Source organism: Dyadobacter chenhuakuii (assembly GCF_023821985.2).
GTDB lineage: Bacteria > Bacteroidota > Bacteroidia > Cytophagales > Spirosomataceae > Dyadobacter > Dyadobacter chenhuakuii.
The window spans coordinates 2,957,280-2,974,291 of the sequence record NZ_CP098805.1 but is presented as its reverse complement, the minus strand read 5'-3'; the positions used below and the strand labels follow the sequence as shown (position 1 = coordinate 2,974,291).

The 17,012-nt window shown below is 46.4% G+C and carries 10 protein-coding genes; 6 read left to right on the top strand and 4 right to left on the bottom strand.

The window, feature by feature from the left end; all coding sequences use genetic code 11:
* The first annotated feature begins 108 nt into the window (after positions 1 to 108).
* The 4 genes from NFI80_RS12340 (at position 109) to ppk1 (ending at position 9,135) form a co-directional block, all read left to right on the top strand.
* Positions 109 to 2,670 (top strand): beta-galactosidase, encoded by a 2,562-nt coding sequence (locus NFI80_RS12340; RefSeq protein WP_235162891.1) that lies wholly within the window; start codon positions 109 to 111, stop codon positions 2,668 to 2,670.
* A gap of 203 nt (positions 2,671 to 2,873) precedes the next feature.
* Positions 2,874 to 4,574, top strand: coding sequence for a hypothetical protein (locus NFI80_RS12335; RefSeq protein ID WP_235162892.1), 1,701 nt, complete (start codon positions 2,874 to 2,876; stop codon positions 4,572 to 4,574).
* Positions 4,575 to 4,691: 117 nt separating this feature from the next.
* A complete protein-coding gene (gyrB, locus tag NFI80_RS12330; protein WP_233795692.1) occupies positions 4,692 to 6,647 on the top strand; it encodes a DNA topoisomerase (ATP-hydrolyzing) subunit B in 1,956 nt (651 codons plus the stop codon).
* Positions 6,648 to 6,816: 169 nt separating this feature from the next.
* Positions 6,817 to 9,135: a polyphosphate kinase 1 gene (gene ppk1, locus NFI80_RS12325; RefSeq protein ID WP_235162893.1), complete on the top strand. Its 2,319-nt coding sequence runs from the start codon at positions 6,817 to 6,819 to the stop codon at positions 9,133 to 9,135.
* On the opposite strand, the gene NFI80_RS12320 is transcribed toward ppk1, so the two are convergent.
* Genes NFI80_RS12320 through NFI80_RS12310 form a run of 3 tightly spaced genes read right to left on the bottom strand, consistent with a single transcriptional unit; the run spans position 9,136 to position 13,632 of the window.
* Positions 9,136 to 11,610, bottom strand: a complete 2,475-nt coding sequence (locus tag NFI80_RS12320) for a bifunctional UDP-N-acetylmuramoyl-tripeptide:D-alanyl-D-alanine ligase/alanine racemase (RefSeq protein ID WP_235162894.1) — start codon at positions 11,608 to 11,610, stop codon at positions 9,136 to 9,138. It abuts the gene before it with no gap.
* Positions 11,611 to 11,646: 36 nt separating this feature from the next.
* Positions 11,647 to 12,729: a magnesium/cobalt transporter CorA gene (gene corA / locus NFI80_RS12315; RefSeq protein WP_374759197.1), complete on the bottom strand. Its 1,083-nt coding sequence runs from the start codon at positions 12,727 to 12,729 to the stop codon at positions 11,647 to 11,649.
* Between the two features lie 51 nt (positions 12,730 to 12,780).
* Positions 12,781 to 13,632: a universal stress protein gene (locus tag NFI80_RS12310; RefSeq protein WP_235162895.1), complete on the bottom strand. Its 852-nt coding sequence runs from the start codon at positions 13,630 to 13,632 to the stop codon at positions 12,781 to 12,783.
* Positions 13,633 to 13,983: 351 nt separating this feature from the next.
* Here NFI80_RS12310 and NFI80_RS12305 point away from each other — a divergent pair, with 351 nt between their 5' ends.
* Positions 13,984 to 15,384 carry a dicarboxylate/amino acid:cation symporter gene (locus NFI80_RS12305; RefSeq protein ID WP_026630844.1) on the top strand — a complete coding sequence of 467 codons (1,401 nt, stop codon included), beginning with the start codon at positions 13,984 to 13,986 and terminating at the stop codon, positions 15,382 to 15,384.
* 23 nt (positions 15,385 to 15,407) lie between these two features.
* A complete protein-coding gene (locus NFI80_RS12300) occupies positions 15,408 to 15,761 on the top strand; it encodes an ArsC family reductase (protein ID WP_235162896.1) in 354 nt (117 codons plus the stop codon).
* Here NFI80_RS12300 and NFI80_RS12295 read toward each other — a convergent pair.
* Entirely contained in the window at positions 15,758 to 16,984 is a 1,227-nt protein-coding gene (locus NFI80_RS12295; protein WP_235162897.1) for a THUMP-like domain-containing protein, read from the bottom strand. The two genes, NFI80_RS12300 and NFI80_RS12295, sit on opposite strands and share 4 nt — an antisense overlap.
* Positions 16,985 to 17,012: the final 28 nt, after the last annotated feature.

The following is a 17,012-nucleotide window of genomic DNA, read 5'->3' as shown; positions in this document are numbered from 1 at the left end:
AGTATTATTTCATTTAATATTATTTAAAAATGAATAAAAAGCGATGCTATTTTGTAGAATTTCTTACATTTGAAAATCGAATAATTTGTAAATGTGGTGTTTGAAAATATGAGAAAACGTATATTCGTAAAATGGCAGGCTAGTACTCTTTTCTTCTCTCTTTCCCTTTTTGTTTCCCCGCTCGACTTATCAGCTCAGCAGCCCCGCTACTTCGCAGTTTCCATGGTCAATGAAAATGACAATGCGTCTTTGCCAACCATTCAGGCGGCGAAGGACATTGGATTCAATGCTGTGGCACTTACGGTGCAATGGGGAACTATTGAAGGAAAAATTTCCAGGATTCTGAAAGCCGAGAAAGGAGCCGATTACAATGTTTGGAAGCAGTATGATGACCAGATTTCCCTGGCCACTTCGCTGGGGATGAAAATAGCGCTTAACATTGCTGTCAGCACCGGCGATGATGTTACAAACAGCATTTCCGACCGCTATGGTGTGGATACGGGTGATGGATGGAAAAAAGAAGAGCGCATGCTGGTGGTTAACTATGAAGGGCAGGAAGCCGTTTTTCAAAAGCAAGGCGGTCCGATAAGGCCTAACATCAACCTGCAATTTGTAATGACTTCGCTTGCTGCGCAATCCACGCGTGACCGCATTTCCGGATTTGCAGCAAAGGTTATGCAGCGTTACAAATATTTGCAGGATCAGAACAATCTGCTGTATGTGAACCTGATATACTCACGCCAGGGTGAAGGTGAGTTTGATATGGGTTCTACAAAATATCACTATGAGCAGCAGCTCGATATGGTCAATGCGCTGACGGATTACTCGCAGCCCATGACCAATGCATACAGGAACTGGCTGAAAGGAAAATATGGACATATCGAATATCTGAATGCTGCCTGGGGCACGAATCATTCGTCATTCGACCAGGTTTCGCCAAAGCGGCCTTCCGGTTCCACATTCACCGGCCCCGACGGAACCGACTGGTTTACATTTCGGACGCTGATTTTAAAAGAGACTAATAATCTGTTCAAGAACGCGGTCAAAGGTGTAAGTCCTAATACAAAAGTGATCACGCACCACGGATCGGTTTACGATAAGATTGCTCGGTCGAGGGGCACGCTTCATTTTAACGAGATCGGTGCAGACCTGGATGGTATCAAGATCAATGATGAAGTATATTATGATCACCGTTTTGCGATAGATCTGGTGCGGTCCAATCTGCCGGGGAAACTCTACGTGAACGAAGCGGCCTATGTGACGGGAATGGAATCGGTGGAAAGCATTACAACGGAAAGTTTTACACACGGCGCCCATGTGGTAACCATGTTCTATCTCGAAAATGCCCTGAAGTCTCCCAGTGCGGTTAATGCATTGAAAACGCTCGCTTCCAATTGGGTAACCAACAAGACTGTGATCAATCCTGCACCCAGCAATTCAAACACCTTCACATTGTCCAGCATGATCGACAGTGATGGCTGCCGTACAGTACGCGATACTTACTGGAACGACTGCGACGCTTACATCCGGTGGAGAAACACTTTTGACAATGGTGGCGGAAGGCCCATCAACTTCACAATGCAAAATGATGTGGTGAAGCCGGGCTGCTTTTATAAAGATCTTTCACTTGCCGGCAACGGACAGCAGTCAGCCTCCATCATTCCGGACGGGAAATTCGTGCATATGACGGATGCAAACTGCAAGTTGATCTCCACCGTTAAAGGTTCCGGCCTCACGAACGGCACCAATAACTTTACAGCGAAAGTTGACATTGATAACCAGGTGAACTCGCACGACGGACAGCCTTATGTGCAACGCCATTTCAAACTGACTCCGGGCGGCACTAACCCAACAAGTGCCAACATTACGTTATATGTCAGCCAGGAAGAGCTTACGGCTTTCAATGCCATGAGTACAGTAAAGCTGCCTGAGAATGCAATGGATTCCGACCGGTTCCGGGCTAACCTCAGGATCCTGCAATGGCACGGCGACATGAAACCCGGCAACCCGGATTTTACGATCGACCCGAACGACGATGACATTCAGTGGGATGGCATACTCAATCTCTGGAGGATAAGATTTAACGTAAACGGATTTTCAACATTCTATATCTCAGCCGTTAATGCAGCACCACTGCCCGTGAACCTCATTAATTTCAATGGGAAGAAAGAAGAAAACGCGGTTTCGCTTCACTGGCAGACTTCCGAAGAAACCAACAGCGATCATTTTGAGATCCAGCATGGCGTGGACGGAAAGCAGTGGACAAAGATAGGAGAAGTGGACGCAGCGGCAGAAAGCAAGGTTTTGAAAAGCTACCATTTTGTCCATTCGTTTCCGGTGAATGGCAAAAACCTGTATCGCCTGAAAATGGTGGATCAGGACGACACGTTTGCTTATTCGCGGATCATTTCAGCCGCATTTGAAAATGCTGAGAAGCTAACGCTATATCCGAACCCTGTCACTTCGGGCACCATTTTTCTGCAATATTCCGGTGCGGCACCCACGGTGACGCTCACCGATATTACCGGCAGGACCGTTCCCGTAACCACCGAAAAAACCAGCCCGGATCAGCTGAATGTGAAGGCAAAAACGCGGTTAATACCCGGCTTGTACATTCTCAATGCAGATTATGGCACCAAGCAGGTTCGGCATAAAGTGGTTGTGGATTAATGCAAAAGAAACATTTGGAATCACTTGGAGCGGGCGTTATGCCCGCTCTTTTTTGTATTGCGCCAATCCGGTTTCCGCATTCGCCCGCGAGTAAAAAAGGCGTTGAAATTTAAGAATCCGGTTATAATGGTTTAGTTTTGAATTGATAAATGCTGGGTTTAAATAAATCAGGGCTACAAAATTCAATTCACTTTCCGGTTCATATGAAGTCACGATTTCTCTCGGGTGTCGTTATATGCTTGGTCATTCTTGTATACTTATTTTACAATTTTTATTATTCCGTCAACTTCCCCTACCAGGACGATTTTCTCTTAATCCAATTCATTGAAGTGGTTTCCCAGGGCGGGCTAGGTGTTCTTGGCCTGATCACGGAGCTCTTCCGAACATTCAATGACCATAAGGCAGTGGTGCCGAGGCTTATCGCCCTTATCGAATACACCATCACCGGGCATCTCAACTTCCGGTTTTATATCTTGCTTGTTTCGATTAATGTAACATTCATTTTCTATTTCATTTACCTGCAATACAAGAAGACCAGGCTGCCGCTTTATTATTTCATTCCTGCCGCTTTCCTGTATTTCCAGCCGCTTTATTACGATGTCTCTGGCTGGGCACTGAACGGAATGCAGCATTCGTTCCTGACGGCATTCACGGTCAGCGCTATTATACTGGCTTCCCGCCGCACCAATCTGTCGCTGTACGGCGCGATGCTTTGCTGCTTTCTGGCCACTTTTACACATGGGAACGGAATCTTATCTTTTCCTGCGATCATATTCTATTTCCTGTGTTTCAAGGACTTCAAGCGGGCCATTATTTCAGGCGGATTCATGATCCTTTGCCTGGTGATCTACCTGGCGGGTTACGAATCAGGGCAGGCCGTCAGCCTTCCTAAGGACCTGGGGGTGTTTTTCTCATCGCTTTTCGGATTTATTGGTTCGGCCATGTCGCTATGGGCGTTTCCGGAGCTATTGTCGGCAATTTGGGGCGCAGTTATCATTGCGTTTATGGTATACATTGTTTGGCGCGTGGCCGCAATCTATTTCAACAAGCCCGTCAATGTTAAACCCGGGACGGCTGAGCTGCTGGCGTTGTTCGCATTCATTTTTATAACAAGTCTGGTGATTGCGCTTTTCCGTTCGTGGGCGGGCAGCACCATAGCAAGCCGGTTCCAGATCTATGCGTCGCTGTCGACCGTGATGTTTTATATTCTGTTGCTGGATTACAGCTCATTCTTTCGCAGGAAAGCGGTTTTTTATACCATTACAGCGCTGAGCGTGTTCTATTGCGTTTATTCCTATTACAAATTTACAGGCACGGTTGCGATCAAAAGAACGACTTATCTCGCTGATGTATACAACTGGAAAACAAACCGCAATATGTTTTCGGTTGAAAAGACCATCATCAGGAATGGCAGCTTTTATCTGATACCAGGCTACGAAAAAGGATTTTTCCACTTGCCGGAAGCCGTCGTTCAGCGCGACGAGCTGGATTCCATGTTTAACGCGAACGCCACGGCTGCCAGAAATTACGCGCTTTATGTGGAGGACTGGGATATTGAAAGGGTCGTGCGGCAGGGCGTCGAACACCTTACCGCTTACTTCGTGGCAAGCAATGCTGCTCCCGGAGGAAAAGGCCTCGCCGGTGATCGCTTTTTGGTTTTGAGAGACCAGAAAACGCGTGTGATACATCTCTTGAATGCCAATCCGAAAATAGATTCGAGAAAGGAAATCATCACTAAAATGCACTATTACAAAGCAGGGTTCAACACTTTCCTGAGAGAGGACGACCTCGTTCCCGGAACTTATGACATGGGGATTCTGGACGTAAGCAACAACGGCCAAAAGACGTTTTACAAATTAGATAAATCCCTTTTTGCATCTGGCTCCGCATACAGCCTGAAATAGTATTTCGGATGTGATCCCAATGTTTTTTGTGCTAGGTTAAGCGGTAAAAAAATCGTATCTTTACGGGCTTAAAAAGCCTGAAAATGGTTCTTTTTATCCAAGTGTAAAACAAACTATATGTCAAACGAAGCAGTGATTGAAGTAAATAGTTATTCAGCCGAAAACATCCAGGTTCTTGAAGGTTTAGAGGCCGTTCGTAAGCGTCCGGCCATGTATATTGGTGACACTGGTTTTAAGGGGGTTCACCATTTGATTTGGGAGGTTGTCGACAACTCCATTGATGAAGCGATGGCTGGCTATTGCGACACCATCAATGTTACAATTGAGAAAAATAACTCCATTACTGTTCAGGACAATGGCCGGGGAATTCCAACCGGAATGCATACAAAAGAGAAAAGATCCGCGCTGGAAGTCGTTTTGACGGTTCTTCACGCCGGTGGTAAGTTTGATAAAGATACGTATAAGGTTTCCGGTGGTTTGCATGGTGTAGGGGTTTCCTGCGTAAATGCACTTTCAATTCATTTGAGAGCAGAGATCCATCGCGAAGGAAAAATATTCGAGCAGGAATACAGCGAAGGCAAGCCGCTTTACCCGGTTAGAGTGATCGGTGAATCCGAAAAAACAGGGACATTTATTCACTTCCTGCCGGATGCAACCATTTTCACAGTTACAGAATACAAATACGAAACCGTAGCAACACGTCTCCGGGAATTATCCTATTTGAATAAAAGAATCCGGATCACCCTGGAAGACAAACGTGAGGAAGATGAGGACGGCAAATTCAGAGGTGAAGAGTTCTATTCCGAGATCGGTCTGAACGAATTTGTGACTTACCTGGATGCAACCCGTCAGCCCTTGATTCCTGCGCCGATCCACATGGAAACGCTGAAAGGAACTGTTCCGGTGGAAGTGGCGATGATGTATAATACGTCTTACAGCGAGAATGTATTTTCTTATGTAAACAACATTAACACCATTGAAGGAGGAACGCACGTTTCCGGTTTCCGGGCGGCCTTGACAAGAACATTGAAAAATTACGCTGAGAAATCAGGGGTTCTTGCCAAAGAAAAAATCGAGATCAGTGGGGACGACTTCCGGGAAGGCTTAACTGCCGTAATCTCGATCAAAGTTCAGGAGCCTCAGTTTGAGGGCCAGACTAAAACGAAGCTTGGAAACTCTGAGGTGACCGGTGTAGTAAGTCAGGTGGTGTCGGAAATGCTTGATACATATCTGGACGAACATCCGAAAGAAGCACGTGTTATCATTGATAAGGTTATCCTGGCCGCCAAAGCACGTATCGCTGCTAAAAAAGCACGCGAAATGGTGCAGCGGAAAAATATCCTGACAGGAACCGGCTTACCTGGTAAGCTGTCCGACTGCTCCGAAACAGATCCGAATGTTTGCGAGTTGTACCTGGTCGAAGGGGACTCTGCGGGCGGAACTGCAAAACAAGGCCGTAACCGCGCATACCAGGCGATTTTGCCACTTCGTGGTAAGATCCTGAACGTGGAGAAAGCACAGGAATACCGGATTTACGAAAACGAGGAGATTAAAAATATGTTCACCGCAATGGGTGTGCAGATCGGAAAAGACGGAGATGAAAGAGCTTTGAACATTGACAAGCTTCGTTATCACAAGATCGTCATCATGACGGATGCGGATATTGACGGTAGCCACATTCGCACATTGATCCTGACCTTCTTCTTCCGCTATATGAAGATCCTGATCGACCACGGCTACATTTACATTGCGCAGCCGCCGCTTTACCTCGTGAAAAAAGGACGTGAAGAGCGTTATTGCTGGACAGAGGCACAAAGAGAGACTGCTATCCGGGAGATCGGTGCAGGTCGTGAGGAATCGGTTAACGTACAGCGTTACAAAGGTTTGGGAGAAATGAATGCGGAACAATTATGGGAAACAACCATGAATCCGGATAAAAGAAGCCTTAAACAGGTTTCCATTGAGTCAGCAGCAGAAGCAGATCATTTATTTTCTATGCTGATGGGCGACGAAGTGGCTCCTAGGCGTGATTTTATTGAGAAAAATGCCAAATATGCACGTGTGGACGTGTAGCTTTTGACCCCTATAAGTTTTGGAAACGGATGGCTGTCAATCGCAGCCATCCGTTTCTGTTTTTCGGACTAAGATTTAACAGAAACTTCATGTTAGGAGAAACATTAGATTCTTAGATTCGTTGAATTTTTAATAGCCATTTATAACACAACCCTTAAAGAATTCAAATATGTCCGGCTCAACCGATCCTATATATAGCAACGGAAAAAAGGGCAGATTAAATAATCTGTTTGCTTTTTTTAAAAGTACCAAAGGCACAGCTTCCCCCGAAGACAATAAGATCATCAGCCCGCCTACTGAAAAGACCAACACGCTGGTTCAGCAGAGTGACCTGATCAGCCGGGATCTGAGCTGGCTGAAATTCAATGACCGCGTGCTTGATCAGGCAACCAATGAGGAACGAAACCTTTTTGACCGCCTGAAATTTTTGGCTATCACATCTTCCAACCTGGACGAGTTTTTCACGATCCGCGTCGGGAGCCTTTATAATTATCTTGATTTTGGAAAAGAGCGGCTTGATTATTCCGGTCTGAGGGAAATCCCGTTCCGGAAGGTGCTCATGCGAGAAGCGCACGAGTTTGTCAGGAAGCAGAATGATTGTTATAAAAATCAGCTTTTACCGCTGTTTGAGCAACACGGTTTCAAGATCATCAAGCTGGATGCAGTCCATGACGACGAAAAAGCCGCTGTGGAAGAATATTTCGAGCGGACGGTATATCCGATGTTAACCCCGATGCTTTTTGATTATACCCACGCATTCCCGGTTTTACTCGCGAAAGTGCTTATTCTGGGTGTGATCACGCAGGTGAAAGGAACCAGCTCCGAGGAGGATCGGAAACTTTCATTTGTGCAGTTGCCGCTTAATCTGCCTCGTTTCTATGTGATCGATCGCGAGGATGAGCTGTTGTTCTTGCCTATTGAGGACATTGTCAGGGAATACATTCACAAGCTTTACCGCAATGTGGACATTGTTTCCACCAATCTGTTCAGGATCATCCGCAACGGTGATTTTTCACTGGAAGAAAGTGACGATGTAGAGTCGGATTTTATTGATGAAATCAAGCAAAAGATAAAAAGCAGGCGTCTGGGACGTGTTGTGCAGGTTTCCATCGAGCATGATACCAATCCTGATTTGCTGAATTTGTTCAAAAAGCGTTGGGAAATAGACGATTATAACATTTTCCCGATCGATGGTTTTATCGATTACACATCATTCTGGGGCATTATCAAGCATCCCGAATTCAAAGACCAGATTCCGGCGATCCACCCGCCTGTGCCTCCGCTTGGGCTGGACAGGGAACGTATTCCGGACATTTTTGAAGTAATGCGTGAGCGGGATATCTTGTTACACCACCCTTACAACAACTTTGAGCCGGTATTGCAGCTTTTGGAACAAGCAGCCGAGGATCCGAAGGTTTTGTCTATCAAACTGACCATTTACAGGTTAGCCAAAAATTCCAGAGTTACAGAAGCATTACTGCATGCGGCCGAAAATGGTAAGCACGTAGCCGTTCTGTTTGAGGTTAAGGCGCGTTTTGATGAAGAAAACAACATCAGGGAGGCGCAAAGGCTGCAAAAAGCGGGTTGCTTCGTAATCTACGGCATTGGCTTACTCAAAACCCATACAAAACTGCTGCTGATCGTTCGTAATGAGGGAAACCGCGTATTGCGTTACGCGCATTTGTCGAGCGGGAACTACAATGAGGACACTTCGAGGCTGTATACGGACACGGGTTTACTGACCTCCAATGAAAAATATACGGAAGATATTTCTGAGTTTTTCAATGTTATCACCGGACATTCGATTCCATCGGAATATCAGAACCTGATCACCGCGCCGCGTTATATGCGCGATAAGCTGGTGGAATTGATCCAGCAGGAAGCCAAGAATGCGCAGGCAGGCTTGAAAAGCGGTATTTGCATCAAGATCAACTCGCTGGAAGACAGGACAACCATTCTGGAACTTTACAAGGCATCCGAAGCAGGCGTTCCGATCAAGTTAATTGTGCGTGGAATGTGCTGCTTGCGTCCGCAAAGGGTGGGGTTGAGTGAGAATATCACGGTCAGGTCGCTGGTAGGGGACTTTTTGGAGCATTCGAGAATATTTTATTTCCATCAGAATGGCGATCCGGTGGTTTACGGCGGAAGCGCTGACGCTATGGTGCGCAGTTTCGACAAGCGCATTGAATCCCTCTTCAAGCTCGTGGACCCGCGCGTACGCCAGGAAGCGATCCACATTCTGTATTATAGCTTGCACGACAATGTGAATGCTTACGAAATGCAGGAAGACGGTAGTTATATCAAATGCGAAATTGAAGAAGGAACAGAGCCTCTTAACGTGCACGAGGCATTCTATACCGTAACGCTCGACCAGGTTATGGCCACGCATTTGTTTGAGGATGAGCCGGTTCGCCCATCCCGGCCGGAAGTCCCCGAAGCCATCGCAACAGGGGAGTTGACAGAAACGCCAGACGAAACGCAGGTTTAGTTATTCTTTATAAAAAACCCTTTTAACACGGTCCCCGATTCCTGTCAGGATTTCATAAGGGATCGTGTTTATTTGTTTGGAGAGTTCGATAATCGGCATTTCTTTTCCAAAAATAATCACTTCGTCGCCCTCGTTGACAGTGGCTCCCGTGACATCGATCATGGTCATATCCATGCAAATGTTGCCAATTGTAGGGCATAGCGTGCCATTTACCCACACTTTTCCTGCTCCATTTCCTAATCCGCGGTCATAGCCATCCGCATAGCCAATGGCCAGCGTGGCAATGGCGGCGTCGTGGTCCAGATGCCCGCGCCGGCTGTAACCGACTGTTTCACCTGCCGACAAATATTTGATTTGCGAGACAACTGTTTTCAATGTGCCCACCGACTGCAAGGCCTGCTGCTCCTGCCCGGTTGCTTCCACGCCATAAAGACCGATGCCCAAACGCACCATATCCAGCTTATAATCCGGAAAACGAACAATTCCAGCTGAATTCAGCATGTGCTTAATTGCAGTATAACCGAGTGCTGTTTCAATTTGCTGTGCGCCTTCATGGAAAAGCTCGAACTGCTGTTTTGAAAAAGCATTGTGAACACCTTCGTCCGCGCCGACAAGGTGGGAGAAAATAGAGGCGACCTTCATGTGGGGATTTGCCTTCAACATTTCAATCAGCCATTCCAGGTCATCTTTTACAAAACCCAGGCGGTGCATGCCTGTATCAAGCTTCAAATGCATTGCTGGGATCTCGGCGGTGAACTTATTCTTGTTTACAAATGCGATCCACTCGGTAAAAATGCGCTGGCTGTAAATTTCAGGTTCAAGTCTGTATTGCAGCAGCAGATCAAATGCCTGGGAAGTAGCATTCATCACCATAATCGGCAATGTAATGCCGCTTTGCCTTAATGCAACACCTTCGTCCGCATAGGCAACGCCCAGGTAATCCACGCGGTGAAATTGCAGGAGAGAAGCCACTTCGGAACTGCCGGTTCCATACGCAAATGCCTTCACCATCGCCATGATCTTGGTTTGCGCCCCGACTTTTGACCTGTAAAAATTCAAATTATGGGATAATGCATCCAGATTGATCTCTAAGACCGTCCCATGCGCTTTTTGCTGCAACCGCTGAACGATTTTTTCAAATGAGAATGGTCTGGCTCCTTTGATCAGTACAAGGCTGTCTGATAAGGAGTTGAAAGGAAATTCGTGCAGGAATGTGGCCGTATCGGCAAAAAAGTGGGTCATCTTAACGTCAAACAATGAAGCCTGACTCCCGATTTCGGGCCCTATGCCGATCAATTGATCAATTACCTTCTCTTTCAGAAGCCTGGCAACCGTTTTGTAAAGCTCTGCGGGCGTTTGTCCCGTTTGTAATACATCGGATAAAATGACCGTCTTTTTCTGGCGCTGTTCCTGCTGGGCGAGAAAGTTCAGTGCCATGGAAAGTCCCTGCAAATCATTGTTATAGGCATCATCAATAATGTAATTGTGATTGATGCCTTCTTTCAGTTCCAAACGCATGGAAACCGGTTTCAGCAGCCGGATGCCTTCCTGGATTGACGTATTTGAAAAACCAAAATCCAACAAAAACACGATGCAATGCGTGAGATTTTCAAGCGAAGCGTCATCGGTAAATGTGGTCTCAAACTTCTGGTTGCCGAATTTGCCAGTCAGTGAAATGGCCGTTTTGACTTTGTCTTTTTGATACGAAACAATGATATCGGCACCGGATGCCGGTTTTCCCCAGCTGATCGTCTGCAAAAAGGAGTTTACGGGTTTTAATATCAGGTTGATTTCTTCGTCGAGCTCCGTATAATCCTTGCGGTAAATGAGTTTTCTGACCTTCGTAAAAAGCCGGAGCTTTTCGGTGATCTTTTGCTTACGGCTTTTGAAACCATCGTCATGCGCAGGGCCGATATTGGTAAAAATGCCAATCGTTGGCTGCATAACCGGTTGCAGATATTCCATTTCGTGCGCGCGTGAAATGCCCGCTTCGAAAATGCCTAATGTATGTTGTTTTCCAATGTTCCAAACGGATAATGGAACACCGATCTGGGAGTTATAACTTTTCGGACTCGCCACGATGGTCGCCTGCGGAGAAGCAAGCTGGACGAGCCATTCCTTTACAATTGTTTTGCCATTACTGCCTGCTATGCCTACCACGGGAAGGTTGTACCGACGCCTTCTTTCCGCCACCAGCGACTGCAAAGCACGAATGCTGGAAGGCACAATCCATATGATGGCATCGTGCCAAACCGCTGTCTGCCAACGCAAAGACTCTGAATAAGCAGCTTCTTCAACCACAAATTCGCGCACACCGCTTGCATACAACGCCGGTAAAAACTGGTGACCATCATGACGGTCGCCCTTAATCGCGAAAAAGATACTCTGGCCAGGAAATGAGATCTGGCGGCTGTCCGTAAGCAGGTAAGCAGCGTCGGTAGTGATTGTTTGAAAGCTGTTTGCAGTAATGTTCATTCCAATGCGGTTTTCAGGCCACAAAGGTATCAAACCTTACATCCATTTCTTGGATTTGAAATAAAATATCAGCCCTGTCGTGACCGCGATCATCAATCCCCAAACATAATAATAACCGTTGTGCGCCCTCAGTTCGGGCATATTTTCGAAGTTCATGCCGTAAACGCCAACGATAAAGGTCAGGGGCATAAACACAGCAGAGAAGATGGTCAATGTTTTCATCACCGAATTCATCCGGTTGCTGATCGTAGACAAATGCACATCTGCAAGGCTGGCCACAAGTTCGCGGTAGGAGTCAATGGTGTCCAGAACCTGCATCACATGGTCGTAAAGATCTCGCAGATAAGGAATTGTATCTTTATTAATGAGCGGATTATCTTCACGGATCAACTGGTTGATCATGTCACGCAGCGGCCAGATGACCCTTCTGGCAATGGTTAGCTCCCGTTTCAGGGAATAGAGTTCTTTGAGCGACAACTCCTCTGTGCCCCGGATCACCTGATCTTCAACCGTATCCAGGCTGTCGCCCAGTTTTTCAAGCACGATGAAGTAATTGTCAATGACAATGTCCATTAAGGCAAACATCAGGTAATCAGCGCCGTTCCTGCGCGTTTTCCCAACGGATGCTTGCAAACGATCCAGCACCGGGGAAAAAATATCATTGGTTAGCTCTTCCTGAAAAGACACCAGGTAATTTTCCCCCAAAACAAAACTGACATGTTCCGAAGACAGGCAAATAGGCGATTCCGAATCAATATGCAGCATTTTCAATGTCAGGAACAGGTGGCCGCTGTCATATATTTCCAGTTTGGGCTTGTGTTCCGTATTCACCACATCTTCCAGCAGGAGCGGATGCAGCTTATATAGTTTGCCAAGTTTGGCGATCAATGCGGTTTCGTGAATGCCGTCGACGTCGAGCCAGGTGACGGCCTTTTCCGTCGCCGTGCCCGGGCTGCATTCCAGCAGAGATTTTACCTGTTCATCCTTGAAAATCTGATCATTATACACAATCTTCCTGATCTTGGTCTTTAACTCAACATCAGGGCCAATGTACGTGAGTGTGCCGGGAGAGGTGAGCAGATTTTTCTTGTATCGCTTCGGCTTCCTGTTGCGTGAAATCAGATGTTCAGGCTGAAAAGCCCTTGTATTCTCTGCCTTTTCCAATGTTTTTTATTTAAGGTGAAAAACGAGCAGCGGCACGTGAGTATCGATGATCAGCTTACGGGTAACGCTCGGATTGATCAAAAATTCTTCAATAAATGACCGCTCCCGCGCCGACATGATCAACAGATCCGCACCCACTTCGTCACAATAATCCTCTATGCCATCCAGCACGTGCCGGGCCTCGCGAAACACGATCGCATCTTCCGCAATGGCGAAGTTGGATTTGATTTCATCGATATACTGATGATCAGCCTGAATGTTTGGCTGTGAACCTGATTTGATTTTTAATAAGGTGAGATTAGCACCTAGGTGGTTCATTAGCACGTAAACTTCGCGGAGAATGTCAGTCTCATCATATTCAAACTGCGTGGCGTAAACGACTTTCTGGAATTTTTTCGGTGTGCTTTGCGGCGGGATCACGAGCACCGGGCAATTGGAATTTAAGCCAATACTTGTGGCCGAGCTGCCGATCAGCTTATCCAGAAACCCGCCTGTTCCGGTCCTTCCGATTATGACCAGATTTGGATTATGCGCTTCAATGGCTTCCGACACAGTGGATTGAACGCTGCCAATGGCCCAGATCGCTTCCGCCTGATAACCTTCCGCAATCACATCATCCACATACCTTTCCAGCCTTTTCTGATATTCTACTTCCAGCTCGCTGCTCATGGAGAGAAAATCGCTGCCGTCGATGCCGGGCAACACATTGCCGGGTGTTATGTTAACATCCGCTATATAAGGCTGATACGCATGCAGCACGAGCAACTTTGTAGCTTCTTTGTCCGCTATGATTTTTGCCGCAGCCAATGCATGTTCCGCGTTTTCAGAAAAGTCAATCGGGATAAGGATCTTGTTCATTGTCAGGGCTTGTTTTGAATGGAATGATGTAATTTCCGAACATATCAAATTTACAGACTCCAAACAAGGATTTCCGCCGCTTTTAAAACAAAGATAATCTATGGACTAATGTCACTTTGTCTGTGGCCTGGTGGTAAGGGATTTCAAATTTTCCAGACGGTTTTAAAAACCCGTCAAACCAATAATTATTTTATAAAGCGAGTGTTGTTTAGTACAATCATTAAATAATATTGTCCAATACATATAATTAATTTTGTGTTAGGGTTCAAATGCGGCTGTCCGGATAGTTGGCCTTAAATTGATTTTTTATATGTTTACCGTCGAAAAGAATTCCTCATTCCAATTTCCCGTATGAAGAGCAAAATTACCATCATCAACATTGTCCTAGTTACCATTGCTGCGATAGCCACCGTGCTGGATGCATACGATATTATCTCCATACCCGCCACTGTTTTAATGAGCCTTCGCTGGGCCGCTCTTGCCGGGCTGATCATTTTTGCGATCCTCAAAAAGAATCTGACCACATCTATCCTGATCTCCATGTTGGTAGGAACGGAAATCGGTTATGATTTTCCGAAAATGGGCACGGAGCTGCATTTCTTGCGGCAGATATTTTTACAAATGATTAAAACGGTGATTGCACCTTTGCTTTTTGCAACGCTTGTAACCGGGATAGCCGGGCATTCTGATTTGAAACAAGTGGGCAGAATGGGCTGGAAATCATTGCTTTACTTCGAAGTAGTAACCACATTCGCATTGCTCATCGGGCTGTTTTTTGCCAACTGGTTTAAACCCGGCGTCGGCATTATTCCTCCCGAGACATTGAATGCAACGTTGCCGAAAGTGGCTGAACAAACGTGGCAGGACATTGTTCTGCATTCATTCCCGGAGAACATTGCCAAGTCTATTTATCATGGAGAAGTGCTTCAAATCGTTGTTTTCAGCGTTTTGTTCGGGATAAGCCTTGCTTTGCTGCCAACCGTTAAGAAAGAGAAATTCGTCCATGGCGTGGAATTGCTGGCTGAGGTCATGTTTAAGCTTACCAAGATCATCATGCTTTTTGCGCCGATTGGCGTAGGTGCGGCCATTGCTGAAACGGTAGGGCATATGGGAATCGACGTGCTGAGGAACCTGGCATTGCTGCTTGCAACATTATACTGCGCACTGATTGTTTTTGTCCTCATCGTTTTTATCCCCATTGCATGGTTCGCAAGAATTCCAGTTGTGAAGTTTGCAAAGGCTATTTTTGAGCCGGTTTCCATTGCATTTGCCACTACAAGCTCCGAATCCGCGCTGCCAAAGGCGATGGAGAAAATGGAGAAATTTGGCGTCCCGCGGCAGATCGTTTCTTTCGTTATGCCCACCGGTTATAGTTTCAACCTCGATGGTTCGACTTTGTATCTGGCCTTGGCAACCGTTTTTGTGGCGCAGGCTACCGGAACAGAAATGTCTATCGGACAGCAGCTTACCATGGTTTTACTATTAATGTTGACCAGTAAAGGCGTTGCAGGGATCCCTAGGGCAACATTGGTAATCCTGCTGGGCGCCATCGCCAACTTTGGCATGCCGGAATGGCCCGTACTGCTCATTATGGGCATCGATGAGCTGATGGATATGGCCCGGACCTCGGTTAATGTAACAGGAAACTGCCTTGCAACGGCCGTTATCGCGCGCTGGGAAGGAGAATTGGATGATCTGAAAATGCACAATTCAGATCTCATCACGGAGGAGCCGGTGATAACAAAAAGTTAGATTTTATTGGTTAAATTATTTTTATGTTGACGGTTTACGGAATTCCCAATTGCGATACGGTAAAAAAAACGCGCACCTGGCTGGAAAAGCATCACATTGCATATACTTTTCATAACTACAAAACAGAGGGCATCAGCAACAACAAGATCAAGGCCTGGTTTAAAACGCTTCCCTGGGATAAGGTGGTCAATAAGGCAAGCACAACCTGGAAAGCACTTTCAGATGAAGAAAAAGCGCTGATAACTGACGAAAAAGCCGCTGCCAGGCTGATGATGGCGCACACGTCGGTCATAAAAAGACCGCTGATCGAAGACGCATCGGGCAGGGCAGTGACTATTGGCTTTTCGGAGAAGGAATATGAAGAGAAGTTCCTTTAAGACTCTGGTTTTACGGTAATTACAACTGCTTTCAGTTTATTGGAGAATGTGGTGGCGAAGAGATAATATTTGCCACCATCTTTCAACTTCCATTTCTTTCTCAATTCTTCGCTTTTGCCCGGGAAGTTGCGGACTGTCAAATGCGCCTTGTCGCCCTCCATGTGCTGCATAATTTCGCGAATGTCCGGCTTGCAAATCGCAACCACTTCAAAAGCACGGCCCGGAAAATCGGTTATCAGCTTTTCAGACGTATATAACTGACTGTTAATGGACAATTTGGCAAGCGCATAAGCACTGCATACGGTTCGGAAAGCACCCGCTTTAAGGATGGCAGCATGCGGTTCATACAGATATTTCAACGGTCGCGAGTAATCCACGCCGGTCAACCGCTCGGATTCACGGGTCAGGTCCAGCTGGCTGATCACCTTACCGGAGCCGTTGATAATGCGCACTTTTATGTCAAATGTGTCGGATATCCAGTCTTTTTTAAGCACAAAAAGCAGCTCTTTACATTCCCCTTCGTAACCGATTACGTGCACTTCTTTGACATTAACAAGCGTTTTCGCAGCAAGGTCGATGTCCAGGAGTGGTGACGTTTTGAGCAGAATATTGGGTGAACTTTCAAATAAAACGGACAGATTTTCGACGATATCGGGTGTGCAATCGGAAAGCAGCACCACTTTTTCCTGTCTGTCATTGCGTCTGGCGGGATCGGCGTAGATCCAGTCGGCATAGCCTTGCTCCGTTTTAAGCGTTTCAATTGAGTCCAGCACCTGCACTTCAATGTTGGTGACGCCCAGTTGCTTAAAGTTGAATTTTGCCGTTTCGGCCACCTCGGGCTGCTGCTCAAAATACCGCACATTTTTGAAATTCGGGTGCATATAGTAGCAATCCACACCCATGCCGCCCGTAATGTCAATCAGTTCATCGCCAGACATTAACGTTGCTTTATACCGCGCCGTAGCCTCGGAAGAACATTGTTCAACAGACAGGGCAGGCGGGAATATGAGGTTGGGATTAGCGGACCAGTCAGGCAGTTTCTTTGACGCCTTTTGCCTGGATTGAATTTGCGCCCCTAATTTCCGGACGTTAACGTTCTTGAAATGCTTGGCCCGTAACATGAGCTTGCTCACATCATCCCGCAAATGTTCCTGGATGAATTCGGTTTCTGCGTCGGTGAAAAACGTTTCAGCGGCAATGCGTTGTGATGTGATTTTATCCATGTGTATGTGATCGTTTATAATTTAACTT